The sequence below is a fragment of the Streptomyces sp. NPDC029151 genome (genome assembly GCF_055564315.1).
Genome location: NZ_JBVHWQ010000002.1, coordinates 511,211 through 534,248, shown reverse-complemented (window position 1 = coordinate 534,248; position 23,038 = coordinate 511,211). Strand labels below are relative to the sequence as shown.

Annotated in this window: 25 protein-coding genes; 5 read left to right on the top strand and 20 right to left on the bottom strand. The window is 72.6% G+C overall.

Features of this window, described 5'->3' with window-relative positions; all coding sequences use genetic code 11:
• Positions 1-15: 15 nt before the first annotated feature.
• Complete coding sequence (locus ACZ4VF_RS10180; protein WP_467924609.1) at positions 16-378, top strand: 5-carboxymethyl-2-hydroxymuconate Delta-isomerase; 363 nt, start codon at positions 16-18, stop codon at positions 376-378.
• A 7-nt stretch (positions 379-385) separates the two neighbouring features.
• Here the strand turns inward: ACZ4VF_RS10180 and ACZ4VF_RS10175 are convergent, their stop codons facing one another.
• The 4 genes from ACZ4VF_RS10175 to ACZ4VF_RS10160 all read right to left on the bottom strand — a co-directional run bounded on the left by ACZ4VF_RS10175 (position 386) and on the right by ACZ4VF_RS10160 (position 5,038).
• Positions 386-1,051 (bottom strand): TetR/AcrR family transcriptional regulator, encoded by a 666-nt coding sequence (locus ACZ4VF_RS10175; RefSeq protein WP_467925600.1) that lies wholly within the window; start codon positions 1,049-1,051, stop codon positions 386-388.
• 94 nt (positions 1,052-1,145) lie between these two features.
• Entirely contained in the window at positions 1,146-2,168 is a 1,023-nt protein-coding gene (locus ACZ4VF_RS10170; protein WP_467924607.1) for a PDR/VanB family oxidoreductase, read from the bottom strand.
• Positions 2,168-3,046: a metal-dependent hydrolase gene (locus tag ACZ4VF_RS10165; RefSeq protein ID WP_467924605.1), complete on the bottom strand. Its 879-nt coding sequence runs from the start codon at positions 3,044-3,046 to the stop codon at positions 2,168-2,170. Before ACZ4VF_RS10165 ends, ACZ4VF_RS10170 begins: the two co-directional genes overlap by 1 nt.
• A 69-nt stretch (positions 3,047-3,115) precedes the next feature.
• On the bottom strand, positions 3,116-5,038 hold the full coding sequence (locus tag ACZ4VF_RS10160) for a hypothetical protein (RefSeq protein WP_467924603.1): 1,923 nt from the start codon (positions 5,036-5,038) through the stop codon (positions 3,116-3,118).
• Positions 5,039-5,207: 169 nt separating this feature from the next.
• Between ACZ4VF_RS10160 and ACZ4VF_RS10155 the strand changes: the two genes are divergently transcribed.
• Positions 5,208-5,615 (top strand): hypothetical protein, encoded by a 408-nt coding sequence (locus ACZ4VF_RS10155; protein WP_467924601.1) that lies wholly within the window; start codon positions 5,208-5,210, stop codon positions 5,613-5,615.
• Positions 5,616-5,693: 78 nt separating this feature from the next.
• On the opposite strand, the gene ACZ4VF_RS10150 is transcribed toward ACZ4VF_RS10155, so the two are convergent.
• From ACZ4VF_RS10150 to ACZ4VF_RS10115, 8 genes are all read right to left on the bottom strand, one after another.
• Entirely contained in the window at positions 5,694-7,256 is a 1,563-nt protein-coding gene (locus ACZ4VF_RS10150) for a DUF1996 domain-containing protein (RefSeq protein ID WP_467924599.1), read from the bottom strand.
• Positions 7,257-7,391: 135 nt separating this feature from the next.
• The gene (locus ACZ4VF_RS10145; RefSeq protein ID WP_467924597.1) at positions 7,392-8,045 is read right to left on the bottom strand and encodes a LuxR C-terminal-related transcriptional regulator; all 654 of its coding nucleotides are present in this window, start codon (positions 8,043-8,045) and stop codon (positions 7,392-7,394) included.
• Positions 8,030-9,307 (bottom strand): sensor histidine kinase, encoded by a 1,278-nt coding sequence (locus ACZ4VF_RS10140; protein WP_467924595.1) that lies wholly within the window; start codon positions 9,305-9,307, stop codon positions 8,030-8,032. Before ACZ4VF_RS10140 ends, ACZ4VF_RS10145 begins: the two co-directional genes overlap by 16 nt.
• A gap of 31 nt (positions 9,308-9,338) precedes the next feature.
• On the bottom strand, positions 9,339-10,385 hold the full coding sequence (locus ACZ4VF_RS10135) for an NAD-dependent epimerase/dehydratase family protein (protein WP_467924593.1): 1,047 nt from the start codon (positions 10,383-10,385) through the stop codon (positions 9,339-9,341).
• A gap of 60 nt (positions 10,386-10,445) precedes the next feature.
• Positions 10,446-11,060: a winged helix-turn-helix domain-containing protein gene (locus tag ACZ4VF_RS10130; protein ID WP_467924591.1), complete on the bottom strand. Its 615-nt coding sequence runs from the start codon at positions 11,058-11,060 to the stop codon at positions 10,446-10,448.
• 494 nt (positions 11,061-11,554) lie between these two features.
• Positions 11,555-12,586 (bottom strand): glutamine synthetase, encoded by a 1,032-nt coding sequence (gene glnII, locus ACZ4VF_RS10125; protein ID WP_467924589.1) that lies wholly within the window; start codon positions 12,584-12,586, stop codon positions 11,555-11,557.
• Positions 12,587-12,826: 240 nt separating this feature from the next.
• On the bottom strand, positions 12,827-13,582 hold the full coding sequence (locus ACZ4VF_RS10120) for a hypothetical protein (RefSeq protein WP_467924587.1): 756 nt from the start codon (positions 13,580-13,582) through the stop codon (positions 12,827-12,829).
• 119 nt (positions 13,583-13,701) lie between these two features.
• Positions 13,702-14,070, bottom strand: a complete 369-nt coding sequence (locus ACZ4VF_RS10115; protein ID WP_467925598.1) for an arsenate reductase family protein — start codon at positions 14,068-14,070, stop codon at positions 13,702-13,704.
• A 219-nt stretch (positions 14,071-14,289) separates the two neighbouring features.
• Between ACZ4VF_RS10115 and ACZ4VF_RS10110 the strand changes: the two genes are divergently transcribed.
• Complete coding sequence (locus tag ACZ4VF_RS10110) at positions 14,290-14,604, top strand: hypothetical protein (protein ID WP_467924585.1); 315 nt, start codon at positions 14,290-14,292, stop codon at positions 14,602-14,604.
• Between the two features lie 55 nt (positions 14,605-14,659).
• On the opposite strand, the gene ACZ4VF_RS10105 is transcribed toward ACZ4VF_RS10110, so the two are convergent.
• Together ACZ4VF_RS10105 and ACZ4VF_RS10100 are read right to left on the bottom strand one after the other, a co-directional pair.
• On the bottom strand, positions 14,660-15,841 hold the full coding sequence (locus ACZ4VF_RS10105) for a winged helix DNA-binding domain-containing protein (RefSeq protein WP_467924583.1): 1,182 nt from the start codon (positions 15,839-15,841) through the stop codon (positions 14,660-14,662).
• Complete coding sequence (locus ACZ4VF_RS10100; RefSeq protein WP_467924581.1) at positions 15,838-16,623, bottom strand: alpha/beta fold hydrolase; 786 nt, start codon at positions 16,621-16,623, stop codon at positions 15,838-15,840. Before ACZ4VF_RS10100 ends, ACZ4VF_RS10105 begins: the two co-directional genes overlap by 4 nt.
• Before the next feature lie 141 nt (positions 16,624-16,764).
• On the opposite strand from ACZ4VF_RS10100, the gene ACZ4VF_RS10095 reads away from it, so the two are divergent.
• The gene (locus tag ACZ4VF_RS10095; RefSeq protein ID WP_467924579.1) at positions 16,765-17,043 is read left to right on the top strand and encodes a hypothetical protein; all 279 of its coding nucleotides are present in this window, start codon (positions 16,765-16,767) and stop codon (positions 17,041-17,043) included.
• Positions 17,044-17,062: 19 nt separating this feature from the next.
• On the opposite strand, the gene pspAB is transcribed toward ACZ4VF_RS10095, so the two are convergent.
• The 4 genes from pspAB to ACZ4VF_RS10075 all read right to left on the bottom strand — a co-directional run bounded on the left by pspAB (position 17,063) and on the right by ACZ4VF_RS10075 (position 20,073).
• On the bottom strand, positions 17,063-17,647 hold the full coding sequence (pspAB, locus tag ACZ4VF_RS10090) for a PspA-associated protein PspAB (protein WP_467924578.1): 585 nt from the start codon (positions 17,645-17,647) through the stop codon (positions 17,063-17,065).
• 3 nt (positions 17,648-17,650) lie between these two features.
• Positions 17,651-18,601 carry a zinc metalloprotease HtpX gene (gene htpX / locus ACZ4VF_RS10085; RefSeq protein ID WP_467924577.1) on the bottom strand — a complete coding sequence of 317 codons (951 nt, stop codon included), beginning with the start codon at positions 18,599-18,601 and terminating at the stop codon, positions 17,651-17,653.
• Positions 18,602-18,720: 119 nt separating this feature from the next.
• Positions 18,721-18,975, bottom strand: a complete 255-nt coding sequence (locus ACZ4VF_RS10080) for an SCO2583/SCO2584 N-terminal domain-containing protein (RefSeq protein WP_467924575.1) — start codon at positions 18,973-18,975, stop codon at positions 18,721-18,723.
• Positions 18,976-19,083: 108 nt separating this feature from the next.
• Positions 19,084-20,073 carry a GlxA family transcriptional regulator gene (locus tag ACZ4VF_RS10075; protein WP_467924573.1) on the bottom strand — a complete coding sequence of 330 codons (990 nt, stop codon included), beginning with the start codon at positions 20,071-20,073 and terminating at the stop codon, positions 19,084-19,086.
• A 116-nt stretch (positions 20,074-20,189) separates the two neighbouring features.
• Here ACZ4VF_RS10075 and ACZ4VF_RS10070 point away from each other — a divergent pair, with 116 nt between their 5' ends.
• Complete coding sequence (locus ACZ4VF_RS10070; RefSeq protein ID WP_467924571.1) at positions 20,190-20,780, top strand: cysteine hydrolase family protein; 591 nt, start codon at positions 20,190-20,192, stop codon at positions 20,778-20,780.
• A 74-nt stretch (positions 20,781-20,854) separates the two neighbouring features.
• On the opposite strand, the gene ACZ4VF_RS10065 is transcribed toward ACZ4VF_RS10070, so the two are convergent.
• Positions 20,855-21,322 (bottom strand): hypothetical protein, encoded by a 468-nt coding sequence (locus ACZ4VF_RS10065; RefSeq protein ID WP_467924569.1) that lies wholly within the window; start codon positions 21,320-21,322, stop codon positions 20,855-20,857.
• 127 nt (positions 21,323-21,449) lie between these two features.
• Complete coding sequence (gene glnA, locus ACZ4VF_RS10060; RefSeq protein ID WP_467924567.1) at positions 21,450-22,859, bottom strand: type I glutamate--ammonia ligase; 1,410 nt, start codon at positions 22,857-22,859, stop codon at positions 21,450-21,452.
• Positions 22,860-23,038: the final 179 nt, after the last annotated feature.

The following is a 23,038-nucleotide window of genomic DNA, read 5'->3' as shown; positions in this document are numbered from 1 at the left end:
AGAACGGGAGTGCGCATGCCGCAGATCACCATCGACTACTCCGACCTCATGGAGGACGCCTTCGACCGCGAGGGGTTCGCCCGGGCGCTGCACGAGGCGACCGTGGAGATCGCGGCGGCGACGCCGGAGGCCTGCAAGACGCAGTTCCGGCCGAGCGCGTACACCGTGTTCGGGTACGAGGATCCCGGGGCGCGCGGGCACGCCGTCGTGCACGTGACGATCGGGCTCCTCGCCGGCCGCAGCGAGGAGACCAAGGCGAAGCTGACGGAGACGGCCCTGGAACTGCTCGGCAGGCACGTGGCGGACGGGGCGTTCGCCCTGCACGCCTCCGCCGAGGTCCAGGACCTCGATCCGTCGTACCGGAAGTCCGACCGCTAGCGACCGCTCAGGAACCGAGCGCCACGAGCCGGCCGACCAGCTCCGCGAAGGGGCCGTCGGCCGGCTCTTCCTTCACCATCGTGCGGAGCAGGACGGCCATGTCCTCGTCGTAGGCGGCGCTGACGGCGGCCAGCGCGGCGAAGTCGTGCACCAGCTGCTTCTCCAGCTCGGCGCGCGGGATGCGCCGGCCGTCCAGCCAGATCAGCGCGGTGGACTCGGCGAGCGAGATCCAGGAGCGCACCACCAGCTCCAGGCGCGGGGACGCCTCGGTCACGCCCAGGTGCGAAAGGATCTGGTCATAGGCGGCCTGCCGTACGGAGTCGATGAGCGCGTTCGTCGCGGACGAGCCCACGGCGGGGCCGCCGCGCATCAGCGCCGAGAAACCGGGGCCGTGCTCGTCCACGAAGTCGAAGAAGCGGCCCATCACCCGCAGCAGCCGGGCGCCGAGCGGACCCTCGTGGGGCTCGGTGAACCGGCTGGCGAGATCCTCCGAGGCACGCTGCAACGCGGCCTCGTACAGGCTGAGTTTGCCGGGGAAGTAGTGGTAGACGAGCGGGCGTGAGATGCCCGCCGCCGTGGCTATCTCGTCGATGGAGACCTCGTCGGGCGAGCGTCGGCTGAACAGGTCGAGAGCGACACCGATCAGCTGCTGCCGACGCTCCTCGACGCCCATCCTGCGGCGAACCCCGGAACTCATGCGAACACTTTACCGATCGAATCCGGCCGCCCGTGATCACATGTGACCGCTGCTCACCCGTCGACGGTGATCACATGTCCAGGACCAGGCGGTCGCCCCGGGACCGGGACACGCAGATCAGCATCGAGTCGCCGCGCTCGGCGTCCGTCAGCAGCTCGTCCCGGTGGTCGACCTCCCCCTCCAGCACCCGCTGTTGGCAGGTCCCGCAGAACCCCTGCGCGCAGGAGTAGGCGGTGTCCGGCAGCTCCGCGCGTACGGCGTCCAGCACGGTGGAGCCGGCGGGCACCGTCACCGTCCGCCCGCTGCGCCGGAGTTCCAGCTCGAACGCGCTGTCGCCGCCGGCCGGCGCACCGGGCGAGAACCGTTCGAGACGGACGTCCGGGAAGCGTTCCGCGACGGCCGCCATCAGCCCCTCCGGGCCGCAGCAGTAGACGGCGGCCCCTTCGGGCACCTCCAGCGCGTCGAGGTCGGGCCGCCCCTCGACCACGGTCACCCGGTCGCCGCCCAGCTTCCCGACCTCCTCCAGGAACGGCATCGAGGCCCGCTCGCGCCCCGCGTACAGCAGCCGCCAGTCGGCACCGTCCGGGAGCGCCCGCAGCATCGGCAGCAGCGGGGTGATCCCGATCCCGCCGGCGACGAAGACGTAGGACTCCGCCCCGACCAGCGGGAAGCGGTTCCGCGGTCCCCGCACCTCCAGCTCCATGCCCTCCGTCACCTGCTCGTGCACCTCGCGCGAGCCGCCCCGCCCGTCCTCGACCAGCCGGGCCGCGACGGTGTACGAGGAGGTGTCCCGGGGGTCGCCGCACAGCGAGTACTGCCGGACGAGCCCCGACGGCAGCACCAGGTCGAGATGGGCGCCGGGTTCCCAGCGCGGCAGGTCCCGGCCTTCCAGCCGGAGCCGTACGACCCCGTCGGCCACCGTCTCGTGCGAGGTGACCAGCAACCGCAGGGCCCGTGAGCGCGGCCGGCCCGACGTGGGCTCCTCCAGCGCGGGCAGCGGCCACAGCGGCGACAGGCGGACACGGCGGCGCAGTGCGCTCCGGGTCAGCAGCACGGCGCCCGCGACGAGCGCGAGGGTACGCGGCTTCGGCATCACGCGGCCCTCCGCTCCGCCGCCGTGGCCGCGGGGGAGGCGGCCAGGTAGGCGACGGCCTGTTCGGTGTCGCCCTCCTGGGAGGGGTGGTATCCGCGGCTCAGGTAGCGGGGGACGGACCGGATGATGTCACCGGTCGAGGGCAGCAGACCCTGCCGGCCGCGGACGTGGAAGTCCTTCAGCGAGGCCCTGCCGTCGACCAGGGTGGGGTCGTTCTCCATGAAGAACCGCGTGCCGCGCTGCCACAGGAACACCAGTGCCGTGAAGGCGGTGGCCCAGGTCCGCACGCGCCGGCGGTAGCTGCCGTCGACGTGCAGGAACAGCTCGAAGGCGACCGAGCGGTGCTCGACCTCCTCCGCGCCGTGCCAGCGCAGCAGGTCCAGCATGGTGGGGTCGGCGCCGCGCCGGTCCAGCTCGTCGGCGTTGAGCACCCAGTTGCCGAGGAACGCCGTGTAGTGCTCGATGGCCGCGATGAGCGCGACCCGTTCCAGCAGCCACCACCTGCGCGTCCGGCCCGGCGGCAGGGTCCGGTCGCCGAGCAGCTTCTCGAAGAACCAGTCGACCTGCGCGGTGTACGGCGTCGGGTCGAGCCCCTGCTCCCGGAGGTGGGGCAGCACCTCGTCGTGGGCCTGCGAGTGCATCGCCTCCTGGCCGATGAACCCGATGACGTCCTCGCGGAGCCGTTCGTCGCGGATGTACGGCAGTACCTGCTTGTACACGTGCACGAACCAGCGCTCACCGGCGGGCAGCAGCAGGTGCAGCACGTTGATGGTGTGCGTGGTGAACGGATCCCCCGGCACCCAGTGCAGCGGCGTGCCGTCCCAGGAGAAGGACACCTTGCGTGCCGTGAGCGGCACCCGGGCGTGCGTATGAGACATGGCGTCAATGTACTGGCGGGTAAGGACGCTGAGAAGCCCCGTGCGCCACCTTGTTGACACCAATGTCAGCTAGTGCAGCCCGCTGATCTCCCGGCCGCCCGCCAGGGTGCCCTTCAGGTCGGCCCGCGCACCCTGCTGCGCCTTCGCCGCCAGCAGCTGCCCCGGCCCCGACGCGGTGACCCCGCCCGTGGCCCGGATCGACACCGTGTCCCTGCTCCCCGCCGCCAGCAGGTACCAGCTCCCCGCCGCCGACTTCCACAGCACCCCGGCCAGCACGTGCGGGTCGCGCGGCCCGCAGGCCGGCACGTCCGTGCCCTTGGCCACGACCGCCCCGGTGGCCCCGCCCGGCGTGCGGAACTGCGCCAGCGCGGCCGTGCCGTCACCGCGCCAGGTCTCCGCCCGGGTGCACACCCACGCGGCGGACCCGCCGCCCTCGGGCAGCGGCTGCTCGGCGAACGCCCACGCGTTCACGCTCCGGACGCCCGCCGAGCGCTCCGCCGACAGGGAACAGGCGAACGGCGCCCACGTGCGCAGCCCCTCCGCGCCGGACGCCTCCCCGGCCGAGCCGGGCCGGCCGGCCGTGAGGTGGGCCGGAACCAGCTCGCCGAGGTCGGTCGTGAGCCGCGTACCGGAGGCGTCGGTCAGCTGGAGCACCGTCCAGGAGGTGCAGCCGCCGGGCTGCTGCAGGGCGGAGCCGGCCAGCGGTGCGGTGACCCCGTCGGAGAGGGTGAGCGGTGTCGCGGCCGCGTCCGGCTTCGTCAGGTCCCGCCGGGCCGCCCCCGTCACCCAGGGAGCCGTCAGATAGCGGACGTTGCCGTCGGAGCGGCCCAGCACCAGCGCGCTCGCCCCGGCGCCCGTCGCGCCGTCGACCCGGGCGAAGTCCAGGGCCGCGCCCTGCGTGCCGCTCTTCGGCTCGGCGTAGCGGGTGACGCGCAGGCCGTCGTAGAGGACCACCACGCGGGCGGCGTCGACCTCGCCCGCGTACAGCAGCTGCGGCGGGCCGGCCGGGCCGCCGGTCTGGGTGCCGGGGGTCGCCGAGACGCGGACCGTCGCCCCGGGGCGGGCCCACACCGCGAGGGCGCGGCGCAGCAGGGCCCGGTCGCCGGTGAGCGGGCCGCGCGCGGGCCACACGGAGAAGTCGGTGCGGGCCGAGGTGCGCCAGGCGGTGGGGGAGACGCGGGTCAGCCTGCCGGGGTCGAGGGCGGCCTCGGCGGCCGGGTTCTCGGCGTAGGAGGGCGCGGCGGCGCCGTCGGGGCCCCAGCCGTCGCCCGGCAGGGCGACCAGCGCGCCGCACACCGCGAGCGCCGCGGCGGCGGCGAGGGCGGCCTTGGTGTGCTGGCGGCGGCGCATCAGGTCGGTGGGCCGGGCCTGGAGCGAGCACGGGTCGAACTCGGGTGAGGAGAGCAGCCCGGGCTGGGCGGGCACACTGTTCGCCGAGGCCAGCGCGCCGCCCGGGTCGGTCACCCCGGCGGCCGCGAGGATGTCGCGGACGTCCGGGTCGGCCAGCTGCTCCAGGCCGCGCAGGACGTAGGCGGCGCGGGCCGGGGCGGACAGGGTGGACAGCCGCTGTTCCAGGGCGAGTTCGTCGGCGCCGCCCGAGCGCGGGAACAGCCTCAGCCCCCACACCTGGGGGAGCGAGGGCGGCAGCTGGGCGAGCCGGGCCAGGCCCTTGCGGGGGCGGGCCGCCTCCAGGGCCGCCCGCAGCACTCGCTCGCGCAGGCAGGCGTACCCCGGGTCGTCCTCCCGGCCGGAGGCCTGTGCCGGGAGCACGGCCGGCTGCTTGCGGCCGCGGGGCAGGGCGCGCTGGGCGAGGGCGTGTGCGGTCAGCACCCGGCGGCCGCGGCCGAGGCCCGGCGGCAGCACCAGGTAGGCGAGCCGGACCAGCCGCGGGTAGTGCTCCACGAGCGCGGCCTCGGCCTGCTCGACGTCCACCGTGCCGGTGCCGCGGGCGGAGTGGGGTGTGTGGCGCTGGGATACATCCTGTGACTGCACGTCCGGGAGAACGAGCGAGCCGGTGGTTGGTCACCGCCGGACGAGTGGTGCGCACCCGGCGGCCCCGGTGACCGTCGAGTGCCCGGGCACCGGTTTGAGCGCACCGCGCGCGGGAGCCGTATCCGAAGGGGCTGGGGCATGCTCGGCACACCAGGGACCGGAGGAACAGATGAGGTTGACGCGACTGACGCTCGGCGCAGTGGCCCTGCTCGCGCTGGCGGGGTGCGGTTCGGGCGGGGGGCACGCCGACGCGGTGCCGCCCACCGCGACCGGCAGCCTGGAGCGTCTGGCCGCCGAGGTGAAGTGCCGGCCGAACATGCAGACCGACGCCGACGAGATCCGCCAGGCCATCTGCCGCAACCCCGACGGCCGCTTCATCCTCGCCACCTTCGCCACCGACCGCGGCCAGCGCGAGTGGATCAACGACGCCAAGGACTACGGCGGTCACTACCTGGTCGGCCGCAAATGGGTCGCCGTGGGCGACGACGGGGTGGTCAAGGCGCTGCGCGGCACGCTCGGCGGCGACCTGGAGGAGGGCGTCGACCACCACGCGCACGGCGCCGAGCACAGCGGCTGACGACCCGGGGCACGGCGAAGGCCGGTGACGGGAGGGGGGTCTCGTCACCGGCCTTCTGTCAGGGGCGCGGGGCGGGGCTCACGCGCAGTTCTGACCGCGGTTGATGCAGTTGGCGATCTTGTTGGCCAGACCGTTCTTCGTGACGCTGATGAAGTCGTCGTGGTCCGTGGCCGCCTTGTGCAGCTGCTCCGGGAAGCCGTCCACCGCGTAGGCGTTCTTCACCTGGCCGTTCTGGACGGTCGGCGGGTTGATGTTGTAGACGAGCCGCATGGTCAGCTGCGGGATCGCCTTGAACCCGTTCGGGCAGACACCGCTCGCCGGGTCGGCGAAGGCGACGTGGGTGCGGTGGTTGGCGCTGTCGATGTTCTGTCCGTCCCAGCAGCTCTGGAAGGCGAACGTCCGCACCACCTTGCTGCCCTGCGGGCAGATCGGGTACTGCTGCGTCAGCTGCACCTTGTTCTCGAAGCCGGTGCAGCTCCAGTGCGCGTTGGCGTTCGCCAGACCGTTGGTCGTGGTCTTGGCGTCACCGGTGATGATGCGCAGGAACTGCGGCATCGGGACGACCTTGCTCGCCGGGCTGCCCACGTACTTGATCTGGGCCTGGGCCGGGGTCAGGATGCGGCCGACGTTGCCTTCCTTGCCGCCGCCGTCCTTGTTCTGGTCGAAGTCCTGCGTGCCGTCCTGGACGCGGACCACCGGCCAGTAGTACGACGACAGGTCGCTGCTGTTCTGGCAGCTGGTGCCGCCCTGGAGGAACGTGTTGTTGCTGGAGAAGGCGTTGATCTTCTGGTTGCCGACGTAGTCGTGCAGGTGGTGCGCGCCGTTGGTCACGCCGGGCGCCACGATCACGTTGTCGGTGTTGAAGTTCTTGTTGGCGTTCACACCGCAGCGCGTGGAGAACGTGCCCGTCGAGGCGTTGCCGGTCCTGCGCGGCTTGCCCTGGACGTTCGGGGCCACCTTGGTGATGTCGACGAAGTCGGCCGCGACCGGGCCGTTGCCGGCCTGCCCGCCGATGTTCCCCTGCTGCCCGTTCTGGCCCTGCTGCTGGCCGCCGTTCTGCTGGCCGCCCTGCTGCTGGCCGCCGTTCTGCTGCTGACCGCCCTGCTGCTGGCCGCCCTGCTGTTGACCGCCGTTCTGCTGCTGGCCGCCGGCGTTCGTCTGGTTGGCGGTCTGCGTCGTGCAGGAGGCGAGCTGCTTGAGCGCGTTGTCGAAGGAACCGCCGACCCGCTGGATGTCGATCCGGATCCGGTCGATCGTCGCCGACCGCTTCTCCTTGAGGGGGCCGACGATCGCGTTCTGCACGAAGCTCGCGTCCCTCGTCTGGGCGTCCCGGGTGGAGGCGAGCCGGTTGTAGGCCTCGGTGATCTGCTTGTCGAGGTTCGCCAGCTCCGTCGCCACGCCCTGGCGTGCCCGTTCCGGCACGTTCGTCAGCTTCTGGCCGACGTCCGGGCAGGAGATGGTCGCGACCTGTGCCGTCGCGGCCTTGGTCGAGTTGCCCCCCCACGACTGGTTGTTCGACTCGTGAGCCGAGGCGTAGAAGTTCGCCCAGATCAGCCCGCCCCCACCGAGCGCTAGGGCCGCCGATGCGGCTATGGCCTTGGTGGCCAGCGGCGTACGGCGTTTTCGTGTGTTGCGTCCCATGGAACTCCTCTGACTTCCTTGCGGGGCAGCATCGAGGCGCCCGACAGGAGTGAAGCGGCGCCCCTACATACGGACGCCGTCCCGGAGGTGTTCACCGGTCACACAAATTCCTCACGGCAACAGGGAGTTGGCGTGTCAGCGGTCCCGGTCCAGATGGGCGAGGACCGCGAGCACGCGCCGGTTGTCGTCGTCCGACACCTCCAGTCCGAGCTTGGCGAAGATGTTGGAGGTGTGTTTGGCGATCGCCCGTTCCGTCACCACGAGCTGCGCCGCGATACCCGCGTTGGAGCGGCCCTGCGCCATCAGCTCCAGCACCTCCCGCTCCCGCGGGGTGAGACGGTCGAGCGGGGACCCGCCGGCCGACCGCCTGGACAGCAGCTGCTGGATCACCTGCGGGTCCATCGCCGTACCGCCCGCCGCCACCCGCCGTACGGCGTCGACGAACTGCTCCGCGTCGAAGACCCGGTCCTTCAGCAGGTAGCCCACCCCGCCGGTGCCGTCCGCGAGCAGCTCGCGCGCGTACAGCTGCTCCACGTGCTGGGAGAGCACCAGCACCGGCAGCCCCGGCCGCGCCCGCCGGGCCGCGAGCGCGCACTGCAGGCCCTCGTCGGTGTGCGTCGGCGGCAGGCGTACGTCGACCACCGCGACGTCGGGCCGCAACTCCTCCAGCGCCCGGGCGAGTTCCGGGCCGGACTCGACGGCCGCCGCGATCTCGAAGCCGTACGCCTCCAGCATCCGCACCAGCCCGTCGCGCAGCAGGAAGAGGTCTTCGGCTAGGACAACACGCACGGGATCTCCAGGGTCACCATGGTGGGACCGCCGGCGGGGCTGCTGACGGCCAGGACGCCGTCGAATGTACCGAGCCGGCGCTCGACCCCGGCGAGCCCCGAGCCCGCCCCGACCACCGCACCGCCCCGGCCGTTGTCGGTGACGGTGACCCGCAGCCGGCCGTCGGTGTGGTGCACGTCGACCCAGATCCGGTCGGCGCCGGAGTGCTTGACCGCGTTGGTGAGCACCTCGTTGACCGCGAAGTAGGCCGCCGACTCCACCGGCGCCTCCGCACGGCCGGGCAGCTCCACCGTGACCTCCGTGGCGAGCGGCAGCCGGAGCGCCAGTGCCCGTACGGCATCGCCGAGTCCGCGTTCGGCGAGGACCGGCGGATGGATGCCGCGCACCAGGTCGCGCAGCTCCTCCAGGGCCTCGGCGGAGTTCCGGCGGGCCTGCGCGAGCAGCTTCTTCGCCTGCGCCGGGTCCCGTTCCACCAGCATCTCGATGGTGCCGAGGTCCATGCCCATGGCGACCAGCCGGGCCTGCGCCCCGTCGTGCAGGTCCCGTTCGATGCGGCGCAGCTCGGCGGCCGAGGTGTCGACCGCGTCCCGCCGGGTCTCGGTCAGCACCTGCACCCGCTCGGCGAGCGCCGCGTGGGAGGCGCCGATCACCGCCCGGGTGAGCCGGAAGTGCACGGCGAGCAGGCGTGGGACGAAGCGCCAGGTGGCGGCGAGGACGAGCGCGCCGAGCGCGGCCGCCGCGAGGGCCGTGACCTGGCCGGTGACCGGCACGAAGCCGTACCAGTAGGGCTCGCCCGTGTCGTGGACGTACGCCCGCCACAGCCCGGCCGCCAGAGCGAAGCCCTCGAAGGGGTACAGCACCAGCACGGCCGGCGTCAGCGCGGTGACGAAGCCCGCGGTCATGTCCACCGGCAGCCACAGCACGTCCCGCCGCACCTGCGCGTCCCCGAGCAGCGTCATCGTCCGCGTCCACGGGTTGGCGCTCTCCGGGAGCGGCCGGTACACCGCCGGGATCCGGATCCCGCACCACTCGGCCGCGAGCCTCCTGCGGGTGTCCGCCAGCGCCCGGACGCCGGTGAGGATCGCCGGGGTGGTGAAGAGGCCGACGCCGAGCGGTATCAGCGCCACGGAGAGGAGGGTGAGGACGAGGAACGCCATGCCGCACGGCAGCACCACGAGGGCCAGTACGAGCCCCTGCACGGCGGCCAGCACCGCCTCCCTGGCCCGGGCCGGGAAGGCGGCTGTGTCTTTGTCGGTGTGCATGCCGCCAGTCTTGCCCACGGCCGCGGCCGGGTCAGTCGTCCGAGGACCCCTCCCGGAGGGTGGTGCCAGGTACACCCCCGGCCCCCGCCAGCACCTTCGCCTCCACCTCCGGGTCCAGGCCCGGGCGGGTGCGGTCCGGTCGCCGGGGTGCCGTGCCCCCGAGCTGTGCCAGCCACCGCCAGGTGTCCGCGACGGTCTCGTCCACCGGCCGGCACACCAGCCCCGTCGCCACCGCCCGGGACACGTCCGCGCCGTGCACGGCGTCGTACATCTCGCCGCCCGGCGGCACCCACACCGGCAGCTCGGTCCACGGTTCGATCCCGGCCTCCAGGATCTTCTCCGGGTCCGTCCAGCACAGCTCCGCGTCCGCGCCGGTGACCCGCAGGCAGGCCTGGAGCAGCTCGCCCATGGTGGCGTGACCGGACGGCCCGACCAGGTCGTACGGCCCGGACAGCCCCCGCTCCAGCGCGCCGAGCAGCCAGCCGGCGAGGTCCCGGGCGTCGACGTACTGCAGCGGCAGTCCGCGCGGGCCGGGGGCGAGGACCGGGCCGCCGCGGGCGATCCGGGTCAGCCACCAGGGCAGCCGGCCCACGTTCTCGTACGGGCCGAGGATCAGCCCGGCCCGCACCAGCAGCGAGTCCGCCGCGCCGAACGCGCCGACGACGGCCAGTTCACCGCCGCGCTTGTCCGCCGCGTAGTCCGTCGAACCGGCGTCCGCGGCGCCCTCGACCAGCGGGGCGTCCTCGGCGCTCCCGCGCGGCCAGGGCCAGGCGTACACCGACCGGCTGGAGACGTACGCGTACCGCCCGGCCCGGCCGCGCAGCAGCCGGGCCGCCTCGTGCACCGCGCGCGGGGCGGAGGACCAGGTGTCGACCACGGCGTCCCAGCCGTCACCGCGGTCCGCGGCGAGGGCGGCGAGACCGTCCGGCGCGGTGCGGTCACCGTGCAGCGACCGCACCCCTGCCGGGGCTCGGTGCCGTCCCCGGTGGAAGACGGTCACCTCCCAGCCGCGCCCGAGCGCGGCCTCCACCACGGCCCGCCCCACGAACTCCGTTCCGCCCAGCACGAGAAGTCTCATGCCCGGATCGTGCCCGGTCCGGGCAGGCGGTGGGGCGGGACTCTGCCGAGGGCAGAACGGTCAGCGGCCGGCCGGAGGGGTGTACTTGTAGCCGACCCGGCGCACCGTCTGGATCGTCTGCCGGTGCTCGGCGCCCAGCTTGCGGCGCAGCCGGGCGATGTGCACGTCGACGGTACGGCCGTCGCCGACATGGCCGTACCCCCACACCGTGGAGACGAGCTGGTCGCGGGTGTGCACCCGGTGCGGGTGCGCCACCAGGTGGGCGAGCAGCTCGAACTCCAGGTAGGTGAGGTCGAGTTCACGGCCGTCGACGCTGGCGGTGCGCTGCCCGGAGTCGATCCGCACCAGCGGGTCCGAGCCGGCGTCCGCCCCGCTGCCGGGCTGGTCCGGGACCGCGGCCGGCAGGAACGGGGGCCGCTCGCCGGCCGGGACCAGCACCAGGTAGCCGACCATCGGAGGCCGGCCCGGCAGGGCGGGCAGGGTGTGCTGCGGGGCGGGCAGCCAGGTGGCGCCCGGCGGCAGCAGAGCGGTGACGCCGTTCCCCGGGCTCTCGGCTTCGTCCGAGGAGGGGAGACCCCAGTCCTCGTCCCGGTCGACGGCGCGCAGCCGGTGCCGGGCGCCGTTCGGGACGGGGGTGGCCAGGGTGGCGGTGGAGAGGGTACGAGAGGTCGCCATGGCAGGTCAGCTCTTTCGCGCGAGGAGTTCGTCGGGAGGAGCGGCGGCCGCGATTCGTGGTCGGGCGCGCCGGAGGACGTACGTCGTTCCGCGCTGGCCGAAGGCCGGGGGTGTACGGCTTTAGAGGGCCCGCGCGTTCGTCGCGCGGCAACACACACGGTCGAAGTCGTGGTGCTGACGGGAAGGCCAGAACGGCTCGAGGTCGTGACGACCCGTCGCTGTGATCTTCTGGAAGCCGGCCATGAGCCCATTGAAGCAGAGGCGCGCGCCGGGCAGGAGCCTCCTCTCACTGCTTGGACGCTTCCATGGCCGAAAACTGACGTCGCGTCCACCCGCGACCCCGGCTCCCGGCCCTGGTCAGCGGCCTGCCGTGGCCCGTCCGTGACTGGATCTCCGTCTCGCTCCTCGGACAACGGCGGGGTGCCGGCGGGGCCATGATGCGCGCGAGGGGCGCCCGCCGTGACGGCGGGCGCCCCTCGGTGGAGCAGGGCGGATCAGACCTGGCCGGCCTTCTCCAGGGCGGAGCAGCAGGTGTCCACCAGCAGGCGGGTCACCACGTACGGGTCGACGTTGGCGTTCGGGCGGCGGTCCTCGATGTACCCCTTGCCGTCCTTCTCGACCTGCCACGGGATGCGGACCGAGGCGCCGCGGTCGGAGACGCCGTAGGTGTACTTGTCCCAGGGGGCGGTCTCGTGCAGGCCCGTCAGACGCTCGTCGATGCCGGCGCCGTAGTTCTTGACGTGGTCCAGCGGCTTGGAGCCCTCACCGAGGGACTCGCAGGCGGTGATGATGGCGGCATAGCCCTCGCGCATCGCCTTGGTGGAGAAGTTGGTGTGCGCGCCCGCGCCGTTCCAGTCGCCCTTGACCGGCTTGGGGTCCAGGGTCGCGGAGATGCCGAAGTCCTCGGCAGTGCGGTACAGCAGCCAGCGGGCCACCCACAGCTGGTCGGAGACCTCCAGCGGGGCGAGCGGGCCGACCTGGAACTCCCACTGGCCGGGCATGACCTCGGCGTTGATGCCGGAGATGCCGAGGCCGGCCTTCAGGCAGTTGTCCAGGTGGGCCTCGACGACGTCACGGCCGAAGATCTCGTCGGCGCCGACGCCGCAGTAGTAGCCGCCCTGCGGGGCCGGGAAGCCGTTCTCGGGGAAGCCCAGCGGACGGGAGCCCTCGAAGAAGGTGTACTCCTGCTCGATGCCGAAGATCGGCTCCTGCGCGGCGAACCGCTCGGCGACCTCGGCCAGCGCGGCACGGGTGTTGGACCGGTGCGGGGTCATGTCGATGTCGAGCACCTCGCACAGCACGAGGATGTCGTCGCCGCCGCGGATGGGGTCCGGGCAGGTGAAGACCGGCTTGAGCACGCGGTCCGAGGAGTGGCCCTCGGCCTGGTTGGTGGAGGAGCCGTCGAAGCCCCAGACGGGCAGCGCGTCGAGGCCGGCCGGGGCGCCCGTGATGATCTTCGTCTTGGAACGCAGCTTGGCCGTCGGCGAGGTGCCGTCGATCCAGATGTACTCGGCCTTGAAGGTCACGGGGCCACTTCCTTCGGGGGTGGGGCGGGCTCACTCGTCGCGGGTGCTGCGGCGCTGCGGCACCGGTGCGCCGCTCGATCTGCCGGGCAGCCTGTCAACGGGCCGTTTCCCGTCCATTGCTCGTATGTGAACCCCGTGTTACCTGGCCCTTCTGTGCCGCGTCTCACATGGTGAGGCGAGCGGTGCTGCGGTATGGGACAGCCGGCGACCGCCACCCCCGTCGCGGTCGCCGGCCGGACCTCACCCCACCTTCTCGATCACAGCCCGGCGGATGAGGAACTTCCCGGGCTCCCGGACCTGCTCGAAGGCCGCGTTGTTGAGCAGGACGCAGCTGCCGGAGACGGACGTCACCTTCACCGTCGTGGACTTGTTGTTGTCCAGGTTGGTGACCTTCAGGGTCGTCCCCGCCGGGAACTGGTTGCTGGACGCCGCCGGGGCGCCGCCCTCGCCCGAGAGGGTCACGGTCGACCCCTTGCAGACCTGCTCACCGGCGGCCTGCTGAGCACCTCCGGCCTGCTGTCCGCTGCCCTGCTGGGCGCCACCGGCCTGCTGCCCGGCACCCTGCTGCGCGCCCCCGGCCTGCTGACCCTGCTGCCCCGCGCCCTGCTGACCGTTGCCCTGCTGCGCCGCGCCCTGCCCGGCGTTGCCGCCCTGCCCCGCCTGGGAGTCCTGAGCCGACTCCCCAACAGTGCAGCCCGCGGCCTTCTGCTGGACCTTGATCTGTTCGATGACCTTCTCGCGGTTGGCGATCCGGGCCGCCGACTGGGCGTCCGGTTTCGCCTTCTGGTCCGCGATGAACTTCTCGTTGTTGCCGAGGGCCGTGGCCAGCCCCTGGCACGCCGTCGAGTTCCCGGCCGACAGCGTCTTGGCGTCGTGCGGGCTCTGTGCGGCGTTCGAGGTGGACGCCAGCGCGAAGGCCCCGCCGCCCGCCACCGCCGCGGCACTGACGAGCAGCGCGATCTTCTTCTTCGTACCGAGAGTTCTCCTGCGCGACATGCGCGCCTCCTGAAGAGGTAGGGGAGCGTACGCCGCTATGTACGAGATACCGAACGGGGTTGCTCAGTGGTCGCCGGAGTCGCTGAAGTAACCTGCGTCACAAAGACATTGAGCCGCGTTCAGCTCTTGCTGTGGGTGAGGGCCTCCCGTACGGCCTCCTCGGTGCGGGCCACCAGCGCCGTTCCGTCGTCCGCGGTGATGATCGGGCGCTGGATGAGCTTGGGATGCTCGGCGAGCGCGGTGATCCACCGGTCCCGGGCGTCCGCGTCCCGCGGCCACTCCTTGAGCCCCAGCTCCTTCGCGTCCGCCTCCTGGGTGCGGGTGATGTCCCACGGCTCCAGGCCCAGCCGCTCCAGCACGGCCCTGATCTCGTCCTCGCTCGGTACGTCCTCCAGGTAGCGGCGGACGGTGTAGTCGGCCTTCTCGGCATCCAGCAGGCTGAGCGCGCTACGGCACTTCGAGCACGCGGGGTTGATCCAGATCTCCATGCCGGACACGGTACTCGGCATCGGCTCCTGTTCGAATTCGCGACACCTCGCCCGCCTCACCTCCACCGCCCGTGACAGCCCGCCAATTCCGGTGCTCACCAGCGGCTTTGCCTCCTTCCGGACACCCCTGATTGTCAGTGCCCGCCGGTAGACTGGGAGCAGTGTTCGAGGGAGCCGCCGGGACCCCGGCGACTGCCTGACCGCGACAGGAGGATGCCTGTGCCCGCTGCCGCCCTGAAGCCGAAGCCGTTGCCGACCCAGTCCACCGCCAAGCGTTCCGTGCTGTTCGACTCGCCCTACGAGCCCGTGGCGAAGCGACCGCTGCCGGCCGGACGGCCGCGCGAGTGGTACGTCATGCACAACCGCCGCCTGAAGGCCATGCGCCTCGCCATAGCCCTGCTCGACTCCGGGATCTACCTGCCGGACCAGGCCCGGAACGAGACGATCCGTGGCACGGCCGAGCGGATCGGCATGCGTTCCCCGTCCGACACCACGTGCCGCATGGTCCGGGCGCTGATGCGCTACTCGCGCTGAACCGCGCGCGGCGCCGGGTGCCCCGCGCGGGTGCGAGGCATCCGGCACCCGGCTGTCATGCTGTCAGCTCCCGCTCCAGCGGTGTACGGAAGCGCGGGGTGACCCGGGTGGCGCCCAGCCGGTCCCCAAGCCGCCCCGCCTCCGCCTCGACCGCGCCCGCGGCCTCCCGGCGGACGCCCGCCTCGGGGATCCGCCACACGATCTCGCCGTCCGCGCGCTGCGCCCAGCCGCCCACCACCCGGCCGTTCCACCACACCGTCGGGCCCACGTTCCCACTGCGGTCGAAGAGCAGGGGACGCAGCGCGGGGGCCAGATACCAGTCGCGCTGCTGCCAGCCCATGGCCGTCGGGTCGAGGGCGGGCAACAGCGCCGCCCACGGCCTCTCCGGGGCCGCGCTCGGGGCCGTGTCGCCGTTGGCGACGTACCCCGTGCCCTCGTCCAGCGCGACCTCCTCGGCGTCGATCGCGGCCAGTGCGCGGCGGACCTCGGTGATCCTCCACCCGGTCCACCACTTCAGGTCCGCCTCGGTCGCCGGCCCACACGCCCGCAGCCAGCGGAGCAGCAGGCCGGCCTGGGCCTCGGCCACATCCAGCTCGGGATGGGGCGGCGCCGGCGCCCAGCGGAACCGACCGGACGTCCAGGAGCCGAGCGGCCGGCCCCGGACCACCTTGCCCTCCACGCCCAGCACCCGCAGCAGACGGGTCGACACCGTGTGGACGCCCTCGTAGCTCTTCCCGGCCGCGTAGACGAACTGCTCGCGCAGGCGCGGCTCGTCCGCCGCCAGTTCCGCCGCCGTGGCTTGGCCGCGCCGGACCAGCGCGGCCAGCGTGGCCTCCTCGACCTCCGCCAGCCAGGCCGCGTCCGGGGCACCGGCGGCCGCCATGGCCCGCAGCAGGCTCGCCCGCTCACGGGCGGCCACCGCCAGACCCGTCGAGGCGTGGACGACGGCCGTCAGCTCGGCCGGGAACACGAACACCGTGTGCCGCATGCCGTGCATCCGCACCAGCGTGCGGTCCTCGTACAGCGCCCGCTCCGTCTCCGCGACCGCCTTCGCGGGGTCGGCCAGCCGGGCGGCCACCGCCAGGTACACCGTCGCCGGGTCGGTGCCGTGCAGGGCCACCAGGGAGTCCGCGACCTGCTCGGGGGTCGCGGCCCGTGCCGCACCGGCGAGGCGGTGCCGCAGGGCCAGTCGCGCCCGCCGCTCCGCCGTGCCGATGTGCCGCCGTCCTCCCGTCATGCCCGCCCCCCCGGGTTCACGGTCCCGTGCCGACCATGGTCGCCGATGCCGCTGACGACCGGGCCCCGCCGGGGCTCGTCCAGCAGGGCCGTCACGAACGCCTTCCGGTCCTCGGCGTGGTCGCGGAACCACATGCCCAGGAAGTGGTCCGCCTCGGGGATGTCGAAGCGGGTGAACCGGCTGCCGGCCGACAGCGCCTCCTGGACGGCCGCCGTCGCCGCCGGTGGGATGATCGTGTCGGTGCCCGGTACGGCCAGCACCGCCCGGCCCGCGTACGAGCGGAACGCCTCCAGGGCGGGGGAGTGCCGCCAGCTGTCCGGGGTGCGGATCAGTGCGGAGAAGCGGCCCCCGTCGGTGCCGAACGGGACCTCCCAGGCCTCGGGCGTGTACACGGCGGGCGCGCACAGGCCCACCGCCGCCACCCGGCGCCCGTAGTGCCGTACCAGATCGGCCACCGTCTGCCCGCTCATGCTGAAGCCCACCAGCACCAGCGGATCGCCGGCCGGTGCGTGCGCGTCGAGCACCGCCACCGCCTGCTCGAACCGCCGGCGCAGGCTCGACTCCGCGAGCGCGTCCGTGCTCTCGCCGTGGCCGGAGAAGTCGAACGCCAGGGCGTGGCAGCTCCGGTCGGCGAAGTCGGAGACGAACGGCAGCAGCCGCTCCTTGCTGCCGTTGCCCGCGCCGTGCAGCAGGACCGCCGTGGCCCGGCCGGGCGGGCCCGCGCTCACTCCGCTGAGCCGTTCGCCGTCGTACCGGTAGCTGAAAGCGGTGGGTTCGTCCATGCGGGCCATTCACTCACGGCCGTCGCCGCAGCCGGAAAACGGGATGCACCGGCGGTCACGCCCTCCCTACGCTGGGCAAACGGAGGCGAAACACCCGCACTCCACTCTTTCCACCCCCGACTCACCCCACGGAGGTCCGTCATGCGTGGCATTCTCGCGACCGGGACCGTCGTCCTGGTGATCCTCGGAATCGGAAACCGTCTCTGGTGGCTCGCCGCCGTCGCCCTGCTGTATTTGTACGCGACGCACGGGCGCGGCTCGCCCGGCACGAGCCCGGCCCCGCCCGGCACACGCCCGGCCGCGTCCCCGCCCGCCGGCTCCGGCGCCCTGCCCGACAGCTACCGGGCGTACCGGGAGCGCCGTGACCGGCAGGCCAAGTGGGAGCGCCGCTACCGTCGTGAGCGGCCCGGCGCGAGGTGAAGGGGGGTGTCACCGGCCGTCACAGGCCGGGGGCGCCCCACACCGGGAACCAGCGCTCCAGGTCCGGCTCGATCCGCAGGTCGTCGGCGAGCGTGGCCCGCACGTGCAGTTCCAGCGCGGTGTCCCGCCGCTCCGTGGCCCCGGGCAGCGGGGCGAAGGGGTAGAAGGTCCCGCGCTTGTACAGGTACACGAGCGCCAGCCGCCGGCCGCCGTCGTCCCGGAAGCCGGCCAGGGAGCACAGCAGTTGCGGGCCGAAGCCGTTGACCTCCAGCGAGGTGTTCACCGCGTGCAGGTCGTTGACCAGGTCGGACACCTGGCCGGGGGAGCGCCGCGACACCAGCCAGGAGTAGCCGTAGCCGTCCCGGCGCAGTTCGACCGGCGGCCCGGTGCGGTCGGTGTCCGCGTCCAGCAGCGCCTGCACCTCCCGGTGCGCCTGTTCGAAGGACGCGCCCTCCACCGTGGCGAAGCACACCGCTCCGCTGCCGGTGGGCGTGAAACCGGTGGCCGCCTGAAGCGTCACGGCCGCCGACGGCAGCGCGAACAGCTGGTCCAGATCGGGCGCGACCGGCCTCGTACGGCCCAGCAGGATGTCCAGCAGCCCCACCGGTCAGCCCGCCTTCCCCGGGGTGCCGGTGCCCGGGTCCGTGCCCCCGGGGGTGGCGGCCTCGCCCAGCTCCGCCGAGATCCGGCCCAGCTGCGCGAGCCGCTGCTCCAGGCTCGGGTGGGTGGCGAAGAACCGCTCGATGCCGGGCTCCCGGCCGGTCGCCGGGGTGAAGTAGAACGCGTTGAACGCCTGGGCCGTCCGCAGATCCTTCGTCGGGATCCTCGCGATCTCCCCGGAGACCTTGGTGAGGGCCGCCGCCAGCGCCGAGGGCCGGCCGGTCAGCAGCGCCGCCGCGCGGTCGGCCGCCAGCTCCCGGTACCGGGACAGCGCCCGGATCAGCAGGAAGCTGATCGCGTACACGGCCGCCGACACCCCCAGTACGGCGGCGAGCACGGCGGCGGTGTTCTGGTCCCGGCGGCCGCCGCTGAAGACCTGGGAGTAGAACGCGAACCGGACGACCAGACCCGCGACCACGCCGAGGAAGGACGCGATCGTGATCACGGCGACGTCCTTGTGGCGCACGTGCGACAGCTCGTGCGCCAGCACGCCCTCCAGCTCGGCGGGCTCCAGCCGGCGCAGCAGCCCCGTGGTCACACACACCACCGCGTGATCGGCGCTGCGCCCGGTCGCGAACGCGTTCGGCATGTCCATGTCGGACACGGCCACCACCGGCTTGGGCAGGTCGGCCAGGGCGCACAGCCGGTCGACCACGGCGTGCAGCCCGGGGTACTCCGCCCGCTCCACGACCCGCCCGCGCATCGCGAACATCGCGATGCGGTCGGAGAACCAGAACTGCGCCACGCACAGCGCGCCGATCAGGACGGCGACCAGCACCCAGGACTTCAGCAGCACGATCAGCGCGGCGACAAAACCCACGTACAGCAGCCCGAGCAGGAACAGTGTGAGACCCATGCGTACGGTCAGCCGCCGGTCGCTCCGGAAGCGGCTCTGCATCGTGCATCACCCCGCAGTCAGGCACTCGTCCCGCTGTCCAGTGTGCACCCGCCGCTTCCCATGGAGCGGTCAGGAACGGCCCCAGGGGCGGCAAAGGGCCGCCGCCGGGCCGCCGGGCGTCAGTACGGCGAGCGCATCTGGGCGTAGCCGAGGAGGACGATGACGACGGCCACGCAGCCGAGCACCACGGCCGTCGACACCCAGGAGGACCGGCGCGGCACCGGGTCCGGGTCGGCACGGAAGGGCGCCGGCTCCGGCGGGTTCTCCTTCCAGCGGGCGGCGAGCATCCGAGCCCGGGCGGAGGGCTCCTTGTGCTCGGCCGAGTTCGCCCATGTGTGATCGAACTCGCGGTCCCAGTCGTCCTGTTCGGGCATCCCCGTTCAACCTCTCTCGTCCGGCAGAGTCCGGGGGCATGATCCCCCGACAATAGGAAGTTTGAGAAGCGGGAAAGGTTGCACAGGGCCGGCCGGCAGGTCCTCCCGTCATCCGGAACGGCGGAAACGGGACCGGTAGGCGGTGGGCGTGGTGTCCAGCTTGCGGCGGAAGGCCCGGATCAGGGTGTCCGTCGTACCGAAACCACACGCGGACGCGACCCGGTCCAGGGTGTCGTCGGTGGTTTCCAGCCGGTTCCGGGCCGCCTCGACGCGGGCCGCCTCGAGGTAGGCGGCCGGGGTCATGCCGAGTTCGGTCTTGAAGACGCGGGTCAGCTGGCGTTCGCTGACGTGGGCGTGCCGGGCGAGGTCGGCGATGGTCAGCGGCCCGGCGAGGTGCTCGGCGACGAAGTGGCGCAGCCCGGCCATGCGCGGGGTGGTCGAGACGGGCTCGACGGGGACGCTGAACTGGCTCTGTCCGCCCGGCCGCTTCAGGTACATCACCAGCTGGCGGGCGACCCGCAGGGCGACGGCCTCCCCGAAGTCCTCGGCGACGAGCGCGAGGGACAGGTCCAGACAGGCGGTGATGCCCGCGCCGGTCCACACCCCGCCGTCCCGGATGAAGATCGGGTCGGCGTCGACCTCGACCGAGGGGTGGTCGGCGGCGAGCTGCTGGGCGGTCGACCAGTGGGTGGTGGCGCGCCTGCCGTCCAGCAGCCCGGCGGCGGCCAGCAGGTGGGCGCCCACGCAGACGGAGGCGACGCGCCGGCTCCGGGCGGCGAGGGCCCGCACCCGGCCGACGACGCCGGCATCGGCGAGCGCGTGCACCCGGCCCTCCCCGTCGACCTCGACCGAGCCCGGCACCAGCAGGGTGTCCACGGCGCGCCCGGACACCTCCGCGAAGGTGCGGTCGGGCAGGACCCGCACCCCGGCGGCGGTCGTGACGGGCTCCAGGGTCTCGGCGGCCAGGATCACCTCGTACCCGCTCCCGCCGCCGGTCTCCCGCCGCAGCAGCGCGAACACCTCCGGCGGGCCGGTGACGTCCAGCAGGTCGACGCCGTCGAACAACATGATCACTACCAGCCGCCGGACCCCGTCCATGTCCCCCGCACCCCTCTGTCGATGTCCGGATCTGCAAGTTACCTGACATTGCCGCCATCCGGGCCGGCTCCTAGCGTGGTCGCCGTACCCACGCCACCACCCGAGAAGGGGCCGACATGCCCACCACGACCCTGCGCGACCTGAACGGCCTCGACCAGACCCCGGCCTCCCTCGCCGGCGCCACGCTGATCCTGGTCGACTACCAGAACACCTACACCCGCGGCGTGATGGAGCTGGACGGCTGGCAGGCCGCCCTGGACGCCGCGGCCGGCCTGCTCGCCAGGGCCCGGACCGAGGGCGCCCGGATCGTCCACGTGATCCACGACGGCGGCGAGGGCACCCCGTACGACATCCGCACCGAGATCGGCCGCATCCATCCCCGCGTCGCCCCCCTCGACGGCGAACCCGTCGTCGTCAAGACCGCCCCCGACGCGTTCCACGGCACCGACCTCGGCGACCACGTGGACGCCGCCGGCCACCAGGACGTCGTGATCGCCGGCTTCATGACCCACATGTGCGTCCTGTTCACCGCCCAGGGCGCCTTCCTGCGCGGCAACCGCCCCACCGTGGTCGCCGACACCTGCGCGACCCGCCCCCTGCGGACCCCGCTGACCGAGGTACCCGCGGCCCAGCTCCACCACGGCGCCCTCGCCACCGTCACGGACCTCTACGGCGTGGTCGTCCCCTCGGCTTCCTCACTGGGCTGAGACGACCCGAGCCGGACGCGGAAACGGCGGAGCCCCGCCGCCCACGGGGGAGCGGCGGGGCCCGGTCGGCGTCTCTAGGCGGTAGGGATCGCCCACGCGGTGCAGGCGATGGAGAAGACCAGGCAGCCGGCGGCGACGTAGCCGGAGGACGTCAGGAGGTGGACGCCGGCCTGGGCGCGACGCAGCGAGGTCTCGACCTCCCGGGCGTGGGGGCCGACCTCGAAGGCGGACCAGCGGTGGCGAAGCGTCAGGCGGAAGGCGATCGGCGTTGAGATGAGCATGACGAGAGCCATCGGGGCGAGGGAGTCCGCGAAGCTCCCCGACTCGTGCCAGGTCTCGGCGCCGACATAGAGGGTGAGCGCCGTGAAGAACACCACGGCGGCCCGGTAGAGGATCAGGACGCGGCGCTCGACGACGCGGCCGGCGGCAACGTGGTACGCCTGTCTGTCACTGAGGCCGTGGCCCGGTACCGATCTGACGCGGTCCGCCTCGCGTGTCAGGGCCTGTGCGAAGTCGTCCTCGGCTCCCCAGTTGATGCCCAATGCCCGTCCCCCAGCGCGTGTGTGGTGTGTGAAGGGATCGTAGCGTTGTCGGGAACATGCGGAAACGACAGAGCCCCGCCGCCCACGGGGGAGCGGCGGGGCCTTCGTCGGCGCTGTGGAGCGTCCGTCACACGTCGAAGTACAGCTCGAACTCGTGCGGGTGCGGGCGCAGCTGGAGCGGGGCGATCTCGTTCGTGCGCTTGTAGTCGATCCACGTCTCGATCAGGTCGGGCGTGAAGACGTCGCCCTGGAGGAGGAACTCGTGGTCGGCCTCGAGGCGGTCGAGGACGGCGCCGAGGGAGGTCGGGACCTGGGCGACGTTCGCGTGCTCCTCGGGAGCCAGCTCGTACAGGTCCTTGTCGATCGGCTCGGCCGGCTCGATCTTGTTCTTGATGCCGTCCAGGCCCGCGAGGAGCAGCGCCGAGAAGGCGAGGTACGGGTTGCCGGAGGAGTCGGGCGCGCGGAACTCGACGCGCTTGGCCTTCGGGTTGGAGCCCGTGATCGGGATGCGCATCGCGGCGGAGCGGTTGCGCTGCGAGTACACCAGGTTGATCGGCGCCTCGAAGCCCGGGACCAGGCGGTGGTAGGAGTTCACCGTCGGGTTGGTGAAGGCCAGCAGCGACGGGGCGTGCTTGAGGATGCCGCCGATGTAGTAGCGGGCGGTGTCCGACAGGCCCGCGTAGCCGGCCTCGTCGTAGAACAGCGGGTCGCCGTTGCTCCACAGCGACTGGTGCACGTGCATGCCCGAGCCGTTGTCACCGAAGATCGGCTTCGGCATGAAGGTCGCGGTCTTGCCGTTGCGCCACGCGACGTTCTTCACGATGTACTTGAAGAGCTGCAGGTCGTCGGCGGCCGCGAGCAGCGTGTTGAACTTGTAGTTGATCTCCGCCTGGCCGGCGGTGCCCACCTCGTGGTGCTGGCGCTCGACCTTCAGGCCCTGCTTGTCCAGCTCCAGGGAGATCTCGGCGCGCAGGTCGGCGAAGTGGTCGACCGGCGGGACCGGGAAGTAACCGCCCTTGTAGCGGACCTTGTACCCGCGGTTGTTCTCCAGGGCGCCGGTGTTCCAGGCACCCGCCTCGGAGTCGATGTGGTAGAAGGACTCGTTCGCGCCCGTGGCGAAACGGACCGAGTCGAAGACGTAGAACTCGGCCTCGGGACCGAAGTACGCGGTGTCGGCGATGCCGGTCGACGCCAGGTACGCCTCCGCCTTCTTCGCCACGTTGCGCGGGTCACGGGAGTACTGCTCGCCCGTGATCGGGTCGTGGATGAAGAAGTTGATGTTGAGCGTCTTGTCGCGGCGGAACGGGTCGATGCGCGCGGTGGACAGGTCGGGGCGCAGGGCCATGTCCGACTCGTGGATGGCCTGGAAACCACGGATCGACGACCCGTCGAAGGCCTGCTCGTCGTCGGGGTCGAACGCCTCCGCGGGCAACGTGAAGTGCTGCATGACACCCGGCAGGTCGCAGAAGCGGACGTCGACGAACTTGACGTCCTCGTCCGCGATGTACTTCTTGGCCTCGTCGGCGTTCTGGAACATCCAGCTCCTCCTACTCCCGACCGTCCTCGCCGGGGTGGTAGATCGTTCGTGCGGCCAGTGCGGTGGCACACGCTGGTCCCGACCCTAGGGACGGGTGATTTCTCTGGCGTGACCCGTTTGTTTCGCAGAAGTTAACCAGCCACCCCTCCACGGTAGCCCCGGCCCACCCCTGTGCGTAG

Excerpts from the sequence above, each read along its gene's own strand:
- ACZ4VF_RS10105 (WP_467924583.1), bottom strand. The coding sequence starts at position 15,841 with ATGACGGGAGGACGGCGGCACATCGGCACGGCGGAGCGGCGGGCGCGA.
- ACZ4VF_RS10155 (WP_467924601.1), top strand. The coding sequence starts at position 5,208 with ATGAGGTTGACGCGACTGACGCTCGGCGCAGTGGCCCTGCTCGCGCTG.
- ACZ4VF_RS10070 (WP_467924571.1), top strand. The coding sequence starts at position 20,190 with ATGCCCACCACGACCCTGCGCGACCTGAACGGCCTCGACCAGACCCCG.
- ACZ4VF_RS10080 (WP_467924575.1), bottom strand. The coding sequence starts at position 18,975 with ATGCCCGAACAGGACGACTGGGACCGCGAGTTCGATCACACATGGGCG.
- ACZ4VF_RS10175 (WP_467925600.1), bottom strand. The coding sequence starts at position 1,051 with ATGGGCGTCGAGGAGCGTCGGCAGCAGCTGATCGGTGTCGCTCTCGAC.
- ACZ4VF_RS10140 (WP_467924595.1), bottom strand. The coding sequence starts at position 9,307 with ATGCACACCGACAAAGACACAGCCGCCTTCCCGGCCCGGGCCAGGGAG.
- htpX (WP_467924577.1), bottom strand. The coding sequence starts at position 18,601 with ATGCAGAGCCGCTTCCGGAGCGACCGGCGGCTGACCGTACGCATGGGT.
- ACZ4VF_RS10120 (WP_467924587.1), bottom strand. The coding sequence starts at position 13,582 with ATGTCGCGCAGGAGAACTCTCGGTACGAAGAAGAAGATCGCGCTGCTC.
- ACZ4VF_RS10170 (WP_467924607.1), bottom strand. The coding sequence starts at position 2,168 with ATGCCGAAGCCGCGTACCCTCGCGCTCGTCGCGGGCGCCGTGCTGCTG.
- ACZ4VF_RS10150 (WP_467924599.1), bottom strand. The coding sequence starts at position 7,256 with ATGGGACGCAACACACGAAAACGCCGTACGCCGCTGGCCACCAAGGCC.
- ACZ4VF_RS10100 (WP_467924581.1), bottom strand. The coding sequence starts at position 16,623 with ATGGACGAACCCACCGCTTTCAGCTACCGGTACGACGGCGAACGGCTC.
- ACZ4VF_RS10075 (WP_467924573.1), bottom strand. The coding sequence starts at position 20,073 with ATGGACGGGGTCCGGCGGCTGGTAGTGATCATGTTGTTCGACGGCGTC.
- ACZ4VF_RS10180 (WP_467924609.1), top strand. The coding sequence starts at position 16 with ATGCCGCAGATCACCATCGACTACTCCGACCTCATGGAGGACGCCTTC.
- ACZ4VF_RS10115 (WP_467925598.1), bottom strand. The coding sequence starts at position 14,070 with ATGGAGATCTGGATCAACCCCGCGTGCTCGAAGTGCCGTAGCGCGCTC.
- glnA (WP_467924567.1), bottom strand. The coding sequence starts at position 22,859 with ATGTTCCAGAACGCCGACGAGGCCAAGAAGTACATCGCGGACGAGGAC.
- ACZ4VF_RS10165 (WP_467924605.1), bottom strand. The coding sequence starts at position 3,046 with ATGTCTCATACGCACGCCCGGGTGCCGCTCACGGCACGCAAGGTGTCC.
- ACZ4VF_RS10095 (WP_467924579.1), top strand. The coding sequence starts at position 16,765 with ATGCGTGGCATTCTCGCGACCGGGACCGTCGTCCTGGTGATCCTCGGA.
- ACZ4VF_RS10130 (WP_467924591.1), bottom strand. The coding sequence starts at position 11,060 with ATGGCGACCTCTCGTACCCTCTCCACCGCCACCCTGGCCACCCCCGTC.
- ACZ4VF_RS10135 (WP_467924593.1), bottom strand. The coding sequence starts at position 10,385 with ATGAGACTTCTCGTGCTGGGCGGAACGGAGTTCGTGGGGCGGGCCGTG.